The organism is Marinimicrobium sp. ARAG 43.8 (assembly GCF_050113635.1).
Lineage (GTDB): Bacteria > Pseudomonadota > Gammaproteobacteria > Pseudomonadales > Cellvibrionaceae > Marinimicrobium.
In genome coordinates this window covers 175,942-193,278 of the sequence record NZ_JBNJLT010000007.1, presented here as the reverse complement: position 1 = coordinate 193,278, position 17,337 = coordinate 175,942, and the positions used below count along the sequence as shown (strand labels likewise).

Annotated in this window: 11 protein-coding genes; 3 read left to right on the top strand and 8 right to left on the bottom strand. The window is 54.3% G+C overall.

The genetic code is table 11. The features are described 5' to 3' along the window. Positions 1 to 96: 96 nt before the first annotated feature. The 7 genes from lpdA to sdhC all read right to left on the bottom strand — a co-directional run bounded on the left by lpdA (position 97) and on the right by sdhC (position 9,264). Complete coding sequence (gene lpdA, locus ACQCLF_RS14015; protein ID WP_426988335.1) at positions 97 to 1,536, bottom strand: dihydrolipoyl dehydrogenase; 1,440 nt, start codon at positions 1,534 to 1,536, stop codon at positions 97 to 99. A 108-nt stretch (positions 1,537 to 1,644) separates the two neighbouring features. Beyond that, a complete protein-coding gene (gene odhB, locus ACQCLF_RS14010) occupies positions 1,645 to 2,913 on the bottom strand; it encodes a 2-oxoglutarate dehydrogenase complex dihydrolipoyllysine-residue succinyltransferase (RefSeq protein ID WP_426988333.1) in 1,269 nt (422 codons plus the stop codon). Between the two features lie 50 nt (positions 2,914 to 2,963). Then, entirely contained in the window at positions 2,964 to 5,798 is a 2,835-nt protein-coding gene (locus ACQCLF_RS14005) for a 2-oxoglutarate dehydrogenase E1 component (protein ID WP_426988331.1), read from the bottom strand. Positions 5,799 to 6,044: 246 nt separating this feature from the next. Further along, entirely contained in the window at positions 6,045 to 6,749 is a 705-nt protein-coding gene (locus ACQCLF_RS14000) for a succinate dehydrogenase iron-sulfur subunit (protein WP_426988329.1), read from the bottom strand. Between the two features lie 11 nt (positions 6,750 to 6,760). After that, entirely contained in the window at positions 6,761 to 8,524 is a 1,764-nt protein-coding gene (sdhA, locus tag ACQCLF_RS13995; RefSeq protein WP_426988327.1) for a succinate dehydrogenase flavoprotein subunit, read from the bottom strand. Positions 8,525 to 8,527: 3 nt separating this feature from the next. Continuing rightward, the gene (gene sdhD / locus ACQCLF_RS13990) at positions 8,528 to 8,896 is read right to left on the bottom strand and encodes a succinate dehydrogenase, hydrophobic membrane anchor protein (RefSeq protein ID WP_426988325.1); all 369 of its coding nucleotides are present in this window, start codon (positions 8,894 to 8,896) and stop codon (positions 8,528 to 8,530) included. After that, positions 8,890 to 9,264, bottom strand: a complete 375-nt coding sequence (gene sdhC, locus ACQCLF_RS13985; protein ID WP_426988323.1) for a succinate dehydrogenase, cytochrome b556 subunit — start codon at positions 9,262 to 9,264, stop codon at positions 8,890 to 8,892. Before sdhC ends, sdhD begins: the two co-directional genes overlap by 7 nt. A 495-nt stretch (positions 9,265 to 9,759) precedes the next feature. Between sdhC and ACQCLF_RS13980 the strand changes: the two genes are divergently transcribed. From ACQCLF_RS13980 to xthA, 3 genes are all read left to right on the top strand, one after another. After that, entirely contained in the window at positions 9,760 to 11,037 is a 1,278-nt protein-coding gene (locus ACQCLF_RS13980; protein WP_426988322.1) for a citrate synthase, read from the top strand. A 217-nt stretch (positions 11,038 to 11,254) separates the two neighbouring features. Then, positions 11,255 to 13,435 carry a carboxy terminal-processing peptidase gene (locus ACQCLF_RS13975; protein WP_426988320.1) on the top strand — a complete coding sequence of 727 codons (2,181 nt, stop codon included), beginning with the start codon at positions 11,255 to 11,257 and terminating at the stop codon, positions 13,433 to 13,435. A gap of 14 nt (positions 13,436 to 13,449) precedes the next feature. Beyond that, the gene (gene xthA / locus ACQCLF_RS13970; RefSeq protein WP_426988319.1) at positions 13,450 to 14,262 is read left to right on the top strand and encodes an exodeoxyribonuclease III; all 813 of its coding nucleotides are present in this window, start codon (positions 13,450 to 13,452) and stop codon (positions 14,260 to 14,262) included. Positions 14,263 to 14,336: 74 nt separating this feature from the next. Here xthA and ACQCLF_RS13965 read toward each other — a convergent pair whose 3' ends face one another. Next, on the bottom strand, positions 14,337 to 17,318 hold the full coding sequence (locus ACQCLF_RS13965; protein WP_426988317.1) for a TonB-dependent receptor: 2,982 nt from the start codon (positions 17,316 to 17,318) through the stop codon (positions 14,337 to 14,339). Between the last annotated feature and the right edge of the window lie 19 nt (positions 17,319 to 17,337).

Sequence of the window (17,337 nt, the reverse complement as noted above, 5' to 3'; positions counted from 1 at the left end):
GCAAGTCCGGCTTAAATGACCAAATGGCAGACCGTTCCAAAACGGCCTGCCCCCTTGGGTTGAGTTCGCAAACTCAGTGTTGTTTCTGGTTATTATTTAGCGCTTCTTCTTGTTGGCGACATGGATCGCATGTCCATGAACCGCCAGAGCGGCTTCGTGTACTGCCTCGGACAGAGTCGGATGGCCGAACACCATCAGACCCAGGTCTTCGGCGCTGCTGCCGAATTCCATTGCAATCGCGACTTGCTGGATCAAATCAGCAGCACTCGGGCCTACGATATGGGCGCCCAGCACTCGATCCGTTTCCGCATGTGCGATGATTTTTACCAGGCCTTGGGTTTCATTCGCAGCCATGGCGCGACCGCTCGCCGCAAACGGGAAAGTACCGACTTTATAGGGTTCACCGTCCGCTTTCAGCTGCTCTTCGTTACGGCCCACGGAAGCCACTTCGGGGTGGGTATAAATGACATTGGGGATGACGTCGTAATTCATGACGGTTTTTTGTCCGGCGATACGCTCGGCCACCATGACCCCCTCTTCTGAGCCTTTATGGGCCAGCATAGGGCCACGGACCACATCGCCGATTGCCCACACGCCCGGCGCGTCAGTCGCGCACAAGTCGTTGACGTAAATAAAACCACGTTCGTCCAGGTTGACACCACTGTCTTCTGACAGCAAACCTTCTGTGTAAGGACGGCGGCCAACGCAAACAATCAGTTTATCGAACGTTTCTTTCTGCTCTTTACCTTCTTTATCGGTAAAGGTGACCGTCACTTTCTTGCCTTTGACTTCTGAGCCGGTTACCCGGCAGCTCAGACGAATATCCAAACCTTGTTTGGTCAGGATTTTCTGGGTTTCTTTCGCAATCTGCTGATCCATGATGGAAAGAAAGCTCTCCATCGCCTCCAGGACCACCACTTCGGAACCCAGACGATTCCACACACTGCCCAGCTCCAGACCGATAACCCCGGCCCCAATCACGCCTAGGCGTTTCGGTACACTGTCGAACTCCAGAGCACCTGTGGAATCCACGATAACCTTATCGTCGACTTTGGCCACGGGAATATCGATGGGCTTGGAGCCGGAAGCCAGGATGACGTTGTCCGCTTCCAGAGTCTGGGTTTTGCCATCAAGACCGGTGACTTCCACTTTGCGATTCGACAGCAACTTTCCGGTACCGAAAACAGACGTCACGCCATTCGCTTTGAACAGCGCAGAAATCCCGCCGGTCAGTTGTTTGACGATGTTGTTTTTGCGCTCAATCATGGAGGGTACATTAATATCGATACCCTTGGTGCTGATGCCGTGTACGCTGAAGTCGTCTTTCGCTTCGTGATACTTGTAGGAGCTGTCCAACAACGCCTTGGAGGGGATACAACCAACGTTCAGGCAGGTTCCGCCATTGACGCCCTTACCCTCGGCATTCTGCCACTTCTCGATACAGGCGGTTTTGAGACCGAGTTGCGCAGCGCGAATGGCCGCCACGTAACCAGCGGGCCCGGAACCGATGACAACAACATCAAATTTATCAGACATAATACCTTTCCCAAATGTGTAAAGCGGTTTATCTCAGCGGGGAACATGCATTCCGCCGGGATCAACGAACCAGTGGCAAAGCGGGCAGTTTCCTGCCCGCTTCAAACATTAAATTTCCAACAGGATGCGCGCCGGATCTTCCAGCAGATCCTTGATGGTCACCAGGAACTGCACCGCTTCTTTTCCATCCAGCAAACGGTGATCATAAGAAAGCGCCAGGTACATCATCGGCAGGATTTTGACCTCCCCATTAACGGCCATGGGCCGCTCCTGAATTTTATGCATACCCAGAATCGCAGACTGAGGCATATTCAGAATCGGGGTGGACAGCAATGACCCAAACACACCGCCGTTGGTGATCGTGAAGGTACCGCCAGTCATTTCTTCAATACCCAGCTTGCCATCGCGCGCCCGCAGACCGTAATCGCGGATGGTGCTTTCAATGTCGGCAAGCCCCATGTTCTCGGCGTTGCGCAGCACCGGCACCACCAGACCTTTATCAGTGGAAACCGCCACACCAATGTCCTGGTAACCGTGGTAAACCACATCGTTGTTATCGATGGATGCGTTCACCGCCGGGAAACGGCGCAACGCCTCGACCGCCGCCTTCACGAAAAAGCCCATGAAGCCCAGGCGAGTACCGTCGTGTGCTTTTTCAAACTTGTCTTTGTATTTGGAGCGCAGCTCCATAATGGGCGCCATGTTCACTTCGTTGAACGTGGTCAGCATAGCCGTCGTGTTGGAGGCCTCCAGCAGACGCTCTGCAATACGCTTGCGCAACCGCGTCATCGGCACACGTTTCTCGGCACGCTCTCCCTGAGGCGCCTCCACCGGGGCTTCCGCCGTCGAGGAACCACTGGCTTTTGACGGTTCGCTTTTACCGCCACCGGATTTGAGGAAGTTGGCAACGTCTTCTTTGGTGACGCGACCGTCTTTTCCTGTGCCGGGAACGCTGTTCGGGTCGATATTGTTTTCATCGGCCATTTTTCGCGCTGCCGGACTCAACAGTTTGTCATCGCTGCTGGAGCTGTCACCGGTGTCAGCCGATTCACCGGACTTGGTGCTCTGTGCCGGGCTTTTTTCCTCGGCCGCTGGCTTCTCATCCTTACCGTCAGAGCCGCCTTTCGCGGAACCTGCAGCGCCCTCTTCAAATTTGGCAATCACTTCGTTGCTTTCAACCGTGTCACCCTCTTCTTTGAGGATTTCGGAGAGGCTGCCATCCGCGGGCGCCACCACTTCCATAACAACTTTATCGGTTTCAATATCAACAATCAGCTCATCGCGGGAAACGGACTCACCGGGCTTTTTGTGCCAAGTGGCAATGCTCCCGTCCTGAACGGATTCGGGAAAAGTCGGGGCTTTGATCTCTATAGTCATTCTTTGTCCTTAGCAATCGCTGTGGATTCTTTGTCGAACACAGGTCCGAGCTAAACGCTCAGGGCCTCGTTAATGAAACGCTTCTGCTCTTCCAGGTGCACCGAGGGGTAACCCGCCGCCGGAGCGGCTGAGGGGTCGCGACCCACGTAGCTGAGATACAGATCCGGGTTGTGATCGTTCACCACACGCCGCATGTGATGCTGACTGCTGTACCAGGCGCCCTGGTTCATCGGCTCTTCCTGACACCAAACGACATCTTTAAGCTTCTTAAAGGGAGCCAGCGCCTTCTTCAGTTCTTCTTCCGGGAAGGGGTACAATTGCTCCAGCCGAATCAGAGCCACGTCGTCCTGCTCACGCTCCATACGCTCTTCCAAAAGGTGGTAATACACCTTGCCGGAACAGAGCACGACTCGTTTGGCTTTTGCCGGATCGACCTGCTCATCGGTAATCACGTTGTGGAAACGACCGTTGGCCAAGTCTTCCAGGCTTGAAGTCGCCAGCTTATGCCGCAAAATCCATTTGGGACTCATGACAACGAGAGGCCGACGCATCGGACGGATTACCTGACGTCGCAGCATATGGAATACCTGAGCGGGCGTCGTGGGTACACAGACCTGGATATTGTGCTCAGCACACAATTGCAGGAAGCGTTCAAGACGCGCCGAGGAGTGCTCTGGCCCCTGCCCTTCATAGCCGTGGGGAAGCAGCATGGTCAAGCCGCACAGACGCCCCCATTTGTGTTCGCCACTGGTAATAAATTGATCGATCACCACCTGGGCGCCGTTGGCGAAATCGCCAAATTGCGCCTCCCAGATGATAAGGCCGTTCGGCGTCGTGGTCGCATAGCCATACTCAAACGCCAGCACCGCCTCCTCGGACAGGAAGGAGTCGTAAAGATCAAAAGCGGGCTGCCCTTCTTTCAAGTGGCGCAGCGGAATATAGGTGGAACCGTCTTTTTGGCTATGCACCACCGCGTGACGGTGGGAGAAGGTCCCACGCCCTACGTCCTGCCCCGTCAAACGAACGCCATAACCTTCGTCGAGCAAGGTCGCGTAGGCCAGCGTTTCCCCCATGCCCCAGTTAATAGGCAGCGCGCCACCGGCCATTTTCCGGCGATCATCGTAAATTTTACCCACTTGTTTCTGGGCCACTACGCCGTCGGGAATCTCACACATTTTCTGTCCGAGTTCCTGCAAGCGCTTCAGGTCTACGCTGGTATCGCCCTTGGCACTCCAGTCGTGGCCGATATACGCGGACCAGTCGACGAACAGTGAGCGGTCGGGCTCGGTCACCAGGCCATTGGCGACGTTTTCGCCGCGATCCAGCGCCGCCCGGTAACTGTTCATCATATCGTCGACTTTTTCACTGTCGACGATGCCCGCTTCCACCAGTTTGTCCGCGTACAACGCACGGGTGGTTTTGTGCTTGCGAATATTTTGGTACATCAGCGGCTGGGTGGCCGAGGGATCGTCGGCCTCGTTGTGGCCGCGGCGCCGATAGCAAACCAGATCGATCACCACGTCTTTTTTGAATTCGTAGCGGTAATCCGCCGCCAGCTGCGCCACAAACAACACTGCATCCGGATCATCGCCATTAACGTGGAAAATCGGCGCTTCAACCATCTTAGCGACATCGGTACAGTATTCGGTGGAGCGCATATCCTCACGCTTGCTGGTAGTGAAGCCTACCTGATTGTTAATCACCAGATGGACCGTACCGCCCGTGGAGTAGGCACGGGTCTGGGACATCTGGAAGGTTTCCATCACCACGCCCTGGCCCGCGAACGCGGCATCACCATGCACCACTATGGGCAGAACCTTGGCACCGATTGGGTCGTCGCGACGATCCTGACGAGCCCGCACAGACCCTTCCACGACAGGAGACACAATTTCCAGGTGCGACGGGTTAAATGCCATCGCCATGTGCAATTCGCCGCCCGGCGTCATAACATTGGACGAGAAGCCCTGGTGGTATTTCACATCCCCTGAGGTATCCACCAACCGTTTGGTGCCTTCAAATTCACCGAACAGCTCGGCCGGACTTTTACCGAAGATATTCACCAGTGTATTCAGGCGGCCCCGGTGAGCCATGCCCAGTACAATTTCTTTGGCACCGTAACCACCGGCGCGCTTTACAATCGCATCGACCAACGGAATGAAGCTTTCGCCCCCTTCCAGGCCAAACCGTTTTGTACCGGGGTATTTGCTATCCAGATGGCGCTCAAGCCCCTCGGCGGCCACCAAGCGATCGAGCACGGCCAGGCGTTGCTCGTTACTGAAGTCCGGCTTGGATCGCACACTTTCCAATCGCTGCTGCAACCACTGTTTTTCAGCCAGATTGGTAATGTGCATGATCTCCGGACCCACGTGTCCGCAGTAGGTCTGTTCCAGCACTTCAACAATATCGCGCAGAGGCGCTTCTTCGCGACCGATAAAGAGGTTGCCAGTGTTGAAATGGGTATCCAGATCCGCGTCGGTCAGGCCATGGAACCCCAGTTCGAGATCGGGCACTCGCTCGCGTTCCATTAGATTCAGGGGGTCGAGTTCGGCTTTCTGGTGTCCGCGAAAACGGTAGGAGCTGATTAACTGGAGAACTTTGACCTGCTTGCGCTCGTGTTCGAGGCTTACGGAGCCGGCCACATTGGTTGACGCTGTAGCGGAACGGGTTTTGGCGAGACGCTCAAACTGCTCACGGACAACGGAGTGCGGGATGTCCTGGGTAACGACCCCGTCGACCCGGGGTAACTGTTCAAAATAATTACGCCACTCTTCAGGAACCGCGTTGGGATCGTGTAAATATGTGTCGTAGAGCGCTTCGACATAGGCGGCATTCCCACCGGAGATATGGGACGTGCGCCAAAAATGCTCCATGATGCTGTCTTGCATTACACCCACCTTGTCATGGGGTCTCCAACTGTCCCCGCCAGGGGGCGGCCGACAGTCAGCTCGGGTGTTACCCGATACTCCCCTGCTAGTCTCTAGCCATTAGCTACCATAACGTCCCCCGCTTTTGGCAGGAGTCGCCGCTCGAAAAAGCGGACAGGCCGCAAGGGGTCTGTCCGTCGGCGGATTCGCCGAATCCGCCATTTATGCCACTGATCGCAGGCAAGTGGCTTGCCGTTTAGCGGTATTCTACGTGGCGCTTCGCAGCAACATTGAGCGAATATGCCCGATTGCCCGAGTCGGGTTCAACCCTTTTGGGCAAACTGCCACACAGTTTTGAATACTGTGGCAGCGGAAAACACTAAACGGGTCGTCCAGATTCGACAACCGCTTTTCTGTCGCCAGGTCGCGGCTGTCCGCCAGGAAGCGATACGCCTGCAGCAAACCAGCCGGTCCAATAAATTTCTCCGGGTTCCACCAGAACGAAGGGCAACTGGTGGAGCAGCACGCACACAGAATGCACTCATAGAGACCATCCAGTTTGGCGCGATCTTCCGGAGATTGTAACCGCTCAATAGCCGGAGCGGGCGTATCATTTTGCAAATAGGGCTCGATTTTGCGGTATTGCTCGTAGAACTGGCCCATATCAATGACCAGGTCGCGGATGACCGGTAAGCCGGGCAGCGGGCGAACAATCAATTTGCCCTTTTTCACCACCTGGGACAACGGGGTCACACACGCTAACCCATTGACGCCGTTAATGTTCATGCCGTCGGACCCACACACCCCTTCGCGGCAAGAGCGGCGGAAGGCAAGGGTTGAGTCCTCGGCCTTGAGCATTTCCAGCACGTCCAGAACCATCAGATCCTTACCCTGAGTATCGACCTCATAGGTCTTCATGTAAGGGGCCTGATCGGTTTCGGGGTTATAGCGATAGACTTCTACCTTCAACATAACATCACCCCTTAATACGTGCGAACTTTGGGTTCAAAAGCTTCCATGGTGCGCGGTGCAAAGTTCACCTGACGCTTGCCCACCCGTTTTTCTGTAGGGTAGTACATGGAGTGGCACAGCCAGTTCTTGTCGTCACGCTCCTGGTAGTCATCGCGGGCATGGGCACCGCGAGACTCTGTGCGCTCATTGGCCGCAATGGCTGTTGCCTCGGCCACTTCCAGCAGATTTTGCAGTTCCAGCGCCTCAATACGGGCCGTATTGAAGGCCTGGCTCTTGTCTTCCAGAACCACATTGGCGATGCGCTCGCGCAAATCGGCCAGTTTTTTGATGCCTTCTTCCATGAACTCACCCTTACGGAACACACCAAAGTGGTTCTGCATAACGGTTTGCAGCTCGGTGCGCAGGGCCGCGGCGCTTTCACCGGACTTGGACTCGTTCAGGCGATTCAACCGGTTGGTAGCGGCCTCCAAATCGTCACGAGACGCGTCGCGGTGTTCCACCCCTTCGCGCAACGCTTTTTCGATGTACTGACCCGCCGCACGGCCGAAGACCACCAGGTCCAGCAGTGAGTTGCCACCCAGGCGATTGGCGCCGTGAACGGAAACACACGCCACTTCGCCACAGGCAAACAAGCCATCGATGGGCTTGTCATTACCATTGGCATCGACCGTCAGGGCCTGTCCGTGAACATTGGTCGGGATGCCGCCCATCATGTAGTGGCAGGTCGGAACCACAGGAATCGGCGCCTTGACCGGGTCTACGTGGGCAAAGGTGCGCGACAGTTCACAAATCCCCGGGAGACGGCTTTCCAGCACTTCTTCACCCAGGTGATCCAGCTTCAGCAGCACGTGATCGCCATTTTCGCCGCAACCGCGACCTTCCAGAATTTCCATTACCATCGAACGCGCCACGACATCGCGGCCCGCCAGATCCTTGGCATTCGGAGCATAACGCTCCATGAAGCGCTCACCATCCTTATTAACGAGGTAACCGCCCTCGCCTCGACAACCTTCCGTCACCAGCACACCAGCGCCGGCAATACCGGTCGGGTGGAACTGCCACATCTCGATGTCCTGAACCGGAAAACCGGCGCGCAGGGCCATCCCGATACCGTCACCGGTATTGATATGGGCATTAGTAGTAGAGGCATAAATACGCCCGGCACCGCCAGTCGCCAAAACCGTGGCTTTGGAGTGAACGAAGACGGTTTCACCGTCTTCCATATTAATAGCGATTACGCCCACCACCGCGCCGTCCTGGTTCTTCACCAGGTCCACGGCGTACCATTCATTCATGAAAACGGTGTTGCTCTTGACGTTGCTCTGGTACAGCGTGTGCAGCAGTGCGTGACCGGTCCGGTCAGCGGCGGCACAGGTGCGGGCCGCCTGGCCACCTTTACCGAAATCTTTGGACTGCCCGCCGAACGGGCGCTGGTAAATGCGACCTTCCTCGGTACGAGAGAATGGCAGACCCATGTGCTCGAGTTCGAACACCGCTTCAGGTCCGACAGAACACATATATTCAATAGCTTCCTGATCACCGATATAGTCAGAGCCTTTCACGGTGTCGTACATGTGCCAGCGCCAGTCATCATTCGGGTCGGAACTGGCAATCGCGCACGTAATCCCACCTTGCGCAGACACAGTGTGGGAGCGGGTTGGAAACACTTTGGTAATTACAGCGGTTTTGTAACCGGAACTGGCCAACTGCAACGCCGCTCGCATACCGGCACCACCGCCGCCAATTACGATGCCGTCAAAAGAGATTGTCCGCATTGTTCAAAACCCCCAGATAATTTCAACACCCCACAGGGTGTATGTCACAGCGACCAGCGCGAGCAATACTTGAGCCAAAAGACGCAAGACGGTCGCCTTGCCGCCCATCATTCGCTCGGTCAGGTAGTCTGTCAGCACCGACCAGAGACCAATCCAGGCATGCGTCACCGCTGACAGCAGGGTCAGCAGGGTAAATATCCGCATCCACAAATGGTCAAACAGCGCTTGCCACTGCTCGAAGGACAAATCGGGGGTAAAAATCAGATAGGCCGCAATAAAAATCGTATAAGCCGCCAGAATAACGGCGCTCACACGTTGAATCAGCCAGTCAAACAGGCCGCTTCGGCCCAGGTTCGTTACTGCGGTTACCATACCCACACTCCCGCCAGAACAATCAGTACCAGGGACAGAACGACAACAATGACTGCGCCGAGTCGCCCACCTTGAAGGCTTTCACCAATGCCGCAGTCCATAATCAAATGGCGAACGCCCGCCACCAGGTGATAAGCCAATGCAGCCAGGACGGCCCAAATGATAAATTGCCATAAAGGACGGGTTAACGCTTCCTGAAGGGCTACAAACTGCTCTTCCGAGGCCAGACTGGCATCAAGGAGCCACAACAGCACCGCCACCCCGGCGAACAGGACCACACCGGACATGCGGTGGAGAATGGAAACAATAGCGGTGATCGGAAACTTGATGGTGGAGATTTCTAGATTGACAGGTCGTTGGTTTTTCACGGTTGATAGTCACCTTCTAGCCCGCACGGTCGGGCAGGTTAGCGAAATAGCGCCAGGCGCATCTCTCCAAACGCACACAGGGCGGCTGCCAGGTTGATTTCGTTGTGCACCGCCCCGTCCGAAAATCGGGATGATGAAGGCTCTCTCACCGCTGCCTGCAAGACGCGGCGTATTATAGAGAGTCACGGCATGAAACACAAACAAAAACCCGCGCCAAAAAACGCGGCAAAAGCCCTGATGACGCACATTGGAAGAGCCATAGCCAGAAGTTATAACAACGCTCACGAATACCGCAGGGCACATTTTTCCGCAGCCGAACCGCCAAACGCTACCGAAAAGGCGGCTTCTCCTCTATAATGCCGCCTCCCAATCAACCCGTGGGCCGTTTGACAAACCCACGCCGGGGCTTATAGTGACGCCTCGATTTTTTATCCAGTCTGGCCATCCTGCCATTCCTGGAAGCCTTAAAAGAGTTTGTAAATACAGGAGTCCGTAATGACTGACAGAAAAGCACGGTTAACGGTCGACGGCCTGGATGCGCCCATTGATCTGCCTGTTTACCCGAGCACTGCCGGCCCCGACGTGATCGATGTTTCCGGTCTGACCAAGAAAGGCTTTTTCACCTACGACCCGGGCTTTATGTCCACTGCGCCCTGCGAGTCCAAGATTACGTTCATCGATGGCGCCAAGGGCATTCTGTTGCACCGCGGCTATCCCATCGACCAACTCGCCGAGCACTCCGATTACCTCGAAACCTGCTACCTCCTTTTAAACGGCGAACTGCCCAGCCAGGCGCAAAAAGAAACCTTCGTCGCCGAAGTTAAACAGCACTCAACCGTTGATGAGTCTGTGGCCAACGTTATTCGTGGCTTCAGCCGCGACGCCCACCCGATGGCCATTCTCGGCAGCGCCGTGGGCGCTCTCGCAGCGGTATACAACAACGATACCGACATCACCAGCGAAGAAAGCCGCCGCATAACAGCCTATCGCCTGATCGGGCAAATGCCTGCTCTGGCCGCCATGGCCCACAAGCACCGCCAGGGCGAGGAATTTATCGCGGCTGACGCCGATCTGGCCTACGCGGAAAATTACCTGAACATGACATTTGGCACCGCCGGGCAGGCACCCAAAGTCAATCAGGTACTGGCCAAGGCGATGGATCGCATCTTCCTACTGCACGCCGATCACGAGCAGAACGCCTCCACCTCGACCGTACGGCTTTCCGGCTCTTCGGGCACCAATCCGTTCGCAGCCATTGCCGCCGGCATTGCGACACTGTGGGGCCCGGCACACGGCGGCGCCAATGAAGCCGTTTTGAATATGCTGGAAGAAATTGGCAGCGTCGATAACATCGACACTTACGTAGCCAAAGCGAAAGACAAAGAGGACCCGTTCCGCCTGATGGGCTTCGGGCACCGTGTGTACAAGAACTTCGATCCTCGTGCCAAGGTGATGAAACTGGCCGCGGACGAAGTGCTGTCCGAACTGGGCCTTGAGAACGATCCGCTGCTCGCTATCGCCAAGCGGCTGGAAAAAATCGCACTGGAAGACGAGTATTTCATCCAGAAAAAACTCTACCCCAACGTCGATTTCTACTCCGGCATCATCATGAAAGCTATCGGCATTCCGTCCGAGGCCTTTACCGTCATTTTTGCCACAGGCCGCGCCGTCGGCTGGTATGCACACTGGCAGGAAATGGTTAGCGCTCCCTACAAAATCGGGCGCCCCCGCCAGCTCTACACCGGCTACGCCAAGCGGGACTACCCTGCCTGACACAATCGCCTGGATTTTACGTCGGCACCGACAACGGGGGCTGCACCGAGAGGGCAGCCCCCGTTGCATTTCGCGCCACCGCTGGGAACCTCGCGCTCCCGCTCGCCTCTAAGGCCCAGCGGTGGTGCTGTCTCAAGCCCTGTAGTAGTATGAAACATTGAGACTCAAATCCCTATTTCTCATAGGTCAGTCCCTGACGTACAGCAGGAAAGAAGTTATGCCCGACATCAAGACGCTTCTGCGCAACAGCACCATCGCCCTTTTGTTGCTGCTCGGCTCCCCTACTCTGTGGGCCGAGGCGCTGGAGCCACTCAAGATTAGCGAACAACATCAAGAGGTCACTGCCAGCGTGGTGCGACAGCTGAGCGAGCACCATTATCGGGAACAGGCACTGAACGACCAGCTTTCCTCTGAGTTTCTCGACAACTACCTGAAAACGCTCGACCCGACCAAGAGTTATTTTTTCCAGGCCGACATCGACAGTTTCAACAAGAGTCGCCGCAAATTCGATGACTGGCTGGCCAAAGGCAACCTGACCGAGGCATTCCGGGTTTTCGATGTCTATCGCCAACGATTGGTCACCCGACTGGAATCCGTCATTGCGTCTCTCGAAAGCGACGAGATCAAATACGATTTTACTAAAGACGATACCCTGGTCGTGGACTGGGAGAAAGCCGAGTGGCCAAAAGACAAACAAACCGCCGATGAGCTCTGGCACAGACGGATTAAAGCCGCCCTGCTCGATCTAAGCCTGGCGGGCAAGGACTTGGAAGACAGCAAGGAACTGTTGCATAAGCGCTATACCAACCAACTGCGCCGCGTAAAGCAGCAAGAGAGCGAGGATGCCTTTGAGGTGATCGTCAACAGCCTCACCACCCTATACGATCCACACACCAACTACCTCTCTCCACGCACGCTGGAAAACTTCAATATCAATATGTCGCTGTCCCTGGAAGGCATCGGCGCCGTACTTCAAACGGAAGACGAATACACCAAAGTCATGCGCTTGGTGCCCGCCGGTCCGGCTGACAAACAAGGCGAACTGCGACCCGCTGACCGTATTATCTCCGTCGGACAGGGCGAGAAAGGAGAGATGACGGACGTCGTGGGCTGGCGCCTTGACGAAGTCGTTGATCAGATAAGAGGGAAAAAGGGCACGGTGGTACGCCTTGAGGTGCTGCCTTCGAAAGCGCCTGCGGATAGCGCCACCAAAACCATTATCATCACCCGCGACAAAGTAAAACTGGAAGAGCAGGCCGCCCAACATGAAGTGTTCGAACTGAACAGTGGCCGTGACCGCTATAAAATTGGCGTTATTAAAGTGCCGACCTTCTACATGGATTTCGAGGCGTATCGCAACCGTGACCCCAATTTCAAAAGCACCACCCGCGATGTACTGAAGATTTTGGGCAAGCTCGAGAAAGAAAACGTGGATGGCATCATTCTCGATTTACGAGGCAACGGCGGCGGGTCTCTCCAGGAAGCCACAACCCTGACCGACCTGTTTATTGATCGCGGCCCCGTGGTACAGATTCGCCAGACCAATTCCCTGATTTCCCGCAACTATCAGGCACACTCACCGGCCGCATATCGAGGCCCGCTGTTGGTGCTGATTGACCGGCTCAGCGCCTCCGCTTCGGAGATTTTCGCTGGCGCCATTCAGGATTACGGTCGAGGGTTAATTGTCGGCAGCCAGAGCTTTGGCAAGGGCTCGGTTCAGTCACTTGTGCCCGTGGAAGCCGGCCAGCTGAAACTCACCGAGTCCAAATTCTACCGCGTCTCAGGCGACAGCACCCAACATCGCGGCATCATTCCCGACATGACGCTCCCCAGCCTTGTAGACGCCGAGGAAGTGGGTGAAAGCAGCTATGACCACGCCCTGCCCTGGGACAGAATCCATGCGGTTTCGCACGAAAAGTACTACGACGTCAATGCGCTGCTCCCAAAGTTAAACCCGGCACACGAAAGCCGCGTGACTCAAAACCCCGACTTCACGTACCTGAATGGCCAAATGACGTTGACCCGCAAAAACAAAGACCGGAAAGTGGTTTCCCTGAACGAACAGGCCCGACTGAAGGAGCAGGAAACGTTTGAGGAGAAACTGTTGGCTCTCGAGAATCAACGCCGCAAAGCAAAAGGCTTGTCTTTATATGAAAGTTACGACGACATCGACGGCGTAGCCGATGACACTCAATCTGATGAAGAAGGCTCTAACGATGAAGCCGCTAATGACGACGGCATGGAAGAAGACCTGGTCGACTTCACCGCTCAGTCTCACAGCAAAATCGATCCGGAAAAAGACCCCTTCCTGAACGAGTCCGGCTACATCCTGATTGACTTTATTGAACTGTTGTCCGATATGGACGAGCAAGAACGCAATCGCGTAGCCAACTGGTAAGAGTAACAAGCATCATGAAAGCCGTATCATTCAACGTTAACAGTATTCGCACCCGCCTGCATCAACTTGAAGCAGTCGTGGAGAAATACCAACCGGACTTTATCGGGCTACAGGAAACCAAAGTAACGGACGATCAATTTCCTGTAGACGACATTCGCGCCCTGGGGTATCACGTCGAATTTTACGGTCAAAAAACGCACTATGGCGTGGCTTTGCTGTCACTCCACCCTTTCCAAAAAGTGATCAAAGGGTTTCCAGGAGATCTTGAAGAGTCACAGCGGCGGTTTATTGGTGGTGTCTTTGAGTCCCCACTCGGGGGAGAGATTACGGTATTGAATGGCTATTTCCCGCAGGGAGAGAACCGCGAACACCCGACCAAGTTTCCAAACAAGAAAAAATTCTACGAAGATCTGCACCAGTTTCTCGACAGTGAGTGCAAGGCCGAAGAACAAGTACTGGTAATGGGCGATATGAATGTCTCCCACACCGACCTCGATATCGGCATTGGGGAACAAAACCGAAAGCGTTGGCTGCGTGAGGGGAAGTGCAGTTTCCTGCCGGAGGAGCGCGAGTGGCTGCAAGGCATTTTAGACCTGGGCCTGAAAGACACCTTTCGTCATCATCAACCGGACGATGAGCGCACCTTCAGCTGGTTTGACTACCGCAGCAAAGGTTTTGATGCCGATCCAAAACGCGGATTGCGTATTGACCTGATTCTGGCCAATCAACACCTCCTTGAACACTGCAAAGACGCGGGAGTGGACTACGACATTCGAGGCATGGAACGGCCTTCTGATCACTGCCCGATTTGGGCGACATTTGCCTGAACCTAAAAACTCCCACAAAAAAAGCCGGCACAAAGTGCCGGCATTAAGTCAAGCTTCAGAAAACAGTTGAAAATTTAGAACGTAGCTCTAAGCGTCAACGCATAGCGAGTGTCATTAACAAAGTAAGAAGAGTAATGACGACCTGCACCGCCCTCTTTCTGTTGCATGATGGTGCGCGTCTGCTCGTTGGTGAGATTATTCATTTCCAAACCGATAGACAAATTGTCATTGATATCGTAGAAAATGGACCCATCGAGCTGACCGCTTGCATCACTGTAAACCGGTAATTTCCAATAGATTGCGTCACCGGCATCTCCAGCACTGCTATTGACTCCACCGTTATCGCCATTAAATCCATTGGCACCCACTGACATCAGGTACTCATCTCTCCAGCTCCAAGCCAAGCGAATAGACAGTTTATCTTTTTCATACATGCCTACCAGATTGTACGCGTGCTCGGACAATCCTTCATACGGGAGATTTTGCGCAAACACCGTACCATCCGTATCGGTAGGGGCAATCAAAGCACCTGTTTCTGGGTCAATGCTATTAGGAATATCGGTGCTGCTGTCAATGTAGGTGTAGTTTGCTTGCATGCCAAGGCCATCAAACGGCGCTGGCAAAAAGTCGAAAAACTGGCTGTAACCCAATTCAAAGCCTTTGATTTTCGCACTGCCTGCATTCACCGGGCGCGTTACCGTATAGGTTTGCATATCGCCATTCAGGTCGGGATACTGCTCTGCCACCGTTTGGTTGCGAATGATGCCCTCAACGTCCTTGTAGAACAGATTCAAGTGCGCCATGCCACCTGCGTCATCAAAATAGTATTCCAACGACAGGTCTGCCTGATCCGACTCCATCGGCTTAAGGTTGGGGTTGTTCCAGGAACCAGAAGTCAAATTAACACTTTGACTTTCCTCATCCATTGTGGCGTCCAAAATCTGATATGCCTGCATTTCAGAAAAGCTGGGCCGCGACATGGCTTTGGAGAGAGCGAAGCGGGCAACCAGCTCATCCGTTATTTTCATGCGCAGGTTCAAACTGGGCAACACATTATCGTAATCATTATTGACACTAATGGGTTCCATTTGACCATTACCATACGGAGCCAGCGAAGGGTAAACCAGGAAGCCATCTGATTGCGAGCTGGTGTCTACATAACGCACCCCGACATTACCGTCAATCGGCATCGGCAGATCATCAAAGCCAAAACGCACTACACCGTACACCGCGTAAGTGTCTTCAGACTGCAGATTGCGCCACTCCGGATCAGCCGGGTTTCGGAGTTGGTAAGCTCCATTGACTTCCGAGTAGGGGTGACCCAATGAGTCAGCATACTCGGCAGCGTCTCCATACAAGTCCACATAGCTGTCCGGATATCCTTCTGCAATTTCCTTATTCGGTGCCCATACTACGCCTGTCAGGTTGGCATCGCCACGGAAGAAGTCATCAAACGTGTTTAAAGACATCTTCGAGCTGTCATTAATATGAGGCATCCCCAGATCGTTGATATTCAGGCCGCCGCCCCAATCCGTGGTCATCCAAGAAGCAAAGATCGCCTGCCAATCATAGCCGGTATTGATGTTATCGGCTTCCCGGTTAGTAAGGCGCACACCGCCTTTAATGGATTTGATGATGGAGTCATCGATAAAAAACTCTGCATCAGCTCGCCACGCAAACTGCTCCGCTTTGCTATCTTCGATATGCGGCATGGCAAACGCCCAGTAATAGTTACTGGGATCAGCCAAATAATCTTCATCCGTGGTGATTTCCGGAGGTTCTGCCGCCGCATTGATTGTCAATGTTTCCAAGCTGATCCCTGTGGCAACGGTACTATCGAGTGTGTCAGTTTTTGAGTCAGTGTATTGGAATTCTGTGCTGAATTCCCAAGCACTGCTCGGCATCCACTTCCAGCCAGCCGCGTAATCCGTGGTTACTGAGTTACGGGCTGACACACGAATGTCCGCACCAAATGGAATACCGGGTGCTTGAGGCGCGCCCTCGGGAGGTTCCGCATTGGTTAAAGTGCCGCTCTGGAAAACGCCGTTGGCATCGAACTGTGAATCATCCGACAGCTGAATAGACCAGGGATCATTGTCCACAAAGATCGCATCTTCGTCCCACTGCATGTCGTATTCGCTGCGGAATACTGTAAAGTAAAATTCTTGATCACTATTAGGGCGCCACTGAAACGCCGCGTAACTGCCTTCACGCTCTCGATTGAAATCCATTCGACGCCAGTCTGCACCACGAGGAACCCAGGCAGTTTGGTCTTCGAGAATATCTGTACGAGCAAAGAAAGGCCGAAGAAAAATGCCGTCCGTGCGGGTGGAGATTTCAGAGTAAGCGTAATTCAACAAAAGCCCAAATTCACCGGCATCAGTATCCCAGCTATTGCTGTAGAGGATAGAAGCTGAAGGGTCAGCCTCCTCAATAAAGTCACCATAGTTTACGCTGACAGAACCAGATAGCACCTGGCCGTCACTGTCAAGGGGCATGCGAGTTCGCAAGTCAACTGTACCGCCAATGCCCCCTTCAATCATGTCGGCAGAGGGGTTTTTGTAAACATCAACTCCCGCCATCAACTCGGCGGGAACATCTTCAAAGCTCAAACTTCGTCCGCCGCTGGCAGAGAATGTGTCACGGCCATTCAGCTCGCTTCGAACGTGTTTCATACCCCGTACAGCGACACCGCTCCCCTCGGCAGAGAAATGCTCGGGATCGCCGATGTCCATAAACCGCTCAATCGTAACGCCGGGTACACGTTGCAGCGTTTCGGTCACCGAACGATCAGGAAGTTTTCCAATATCATCAGCAACAATTGAGTCTACAATTTGCTCGGCATTTTGCTTAATCAGTTGCGCCGATTGAATACTCTCACGCTGACCAGACACCACAATTTCTTCCAGTGCCATAGCAGATGGCTGCGCCTCGCTATCTTGAGCTATGGCAGCGCTCTGCCAGCCTAATGCGCCAAACACTATGGCATGAGAGGCCCATCGAATGGACTTGGCGAGAGCCTTGCGTTTAAATATTTCGTTTGTCTTAGTAGTCATAGTAGGTCGTGTTTGTTGG

Coding starts and splice junctions, on each gene's coding strand:
- lpdA (WP_426988335.1), bottom strand. CDS start 1,536: ATGTCTGATAAATTTGATGTTGTTGTCATCGGTTCCGGGCCCGCTGGT.
- odhB (WP_426988333.1), bottom strand. CDS start 2,913: ATGACTATAGAGATCAAAGCCCCGACTTTTCCCGAATCCGTTCAGGAC.
- ACQCLF_RS14005 (WP_426988331.1), bottom strand. CDS start 5,798: ATGCAAGACAGCATCATGGAGCATTTTTGGCGCACGTCCCATATCTCC.
- ACQCLF_RS14000 (WP_426988329.1), bottom strand. CDS start 6,749: ATGTTGAAGGTAGAAGTCTATCGCTATAACCCCGAAACCGATCAGGCC.
- sdhA (WP_426988327.1), bottom strand. CDS start 8,524: ATGCGGACAATCTCTTTTGACGGCATCGTAATTGGCGGCGGTGGTGCC.
- sdhD (WP_426988325.1), bottom strand. CDS start 8,896: ATGGTAACCGCAGTAACGAACCTGGGCCGAAGCGGCCTGTTTGACTGG.
- ACQCLF_RS13980 (WP_426988322.1), top strand. CDS start 9,760: ATGACTGACAGAAAAGCACGGTTAACGGTCGACGGCCTGGATGCGCCC.
- ACQCLF_RS13975 (WP_426988320.1), top strand. CDS start 11,255: ATGCCCGACATCAAGACGCTTCTGCGCAACAGCACCATCGCCCTTTTG.
- xthA (WP_426988319.1), top strand. CDS start 13,450: ATGAAAGCCGTATCATTCAACGTTAACAGTATTCGCACCCGCCTGCAT.
- ACQCLF_RS13965 (WP_426988317.1), bottom strand. CDS start 17,318: ATGACTACTAAGACAAACGAAATATTTAAACGCAAGGCTCTCGCCAAG.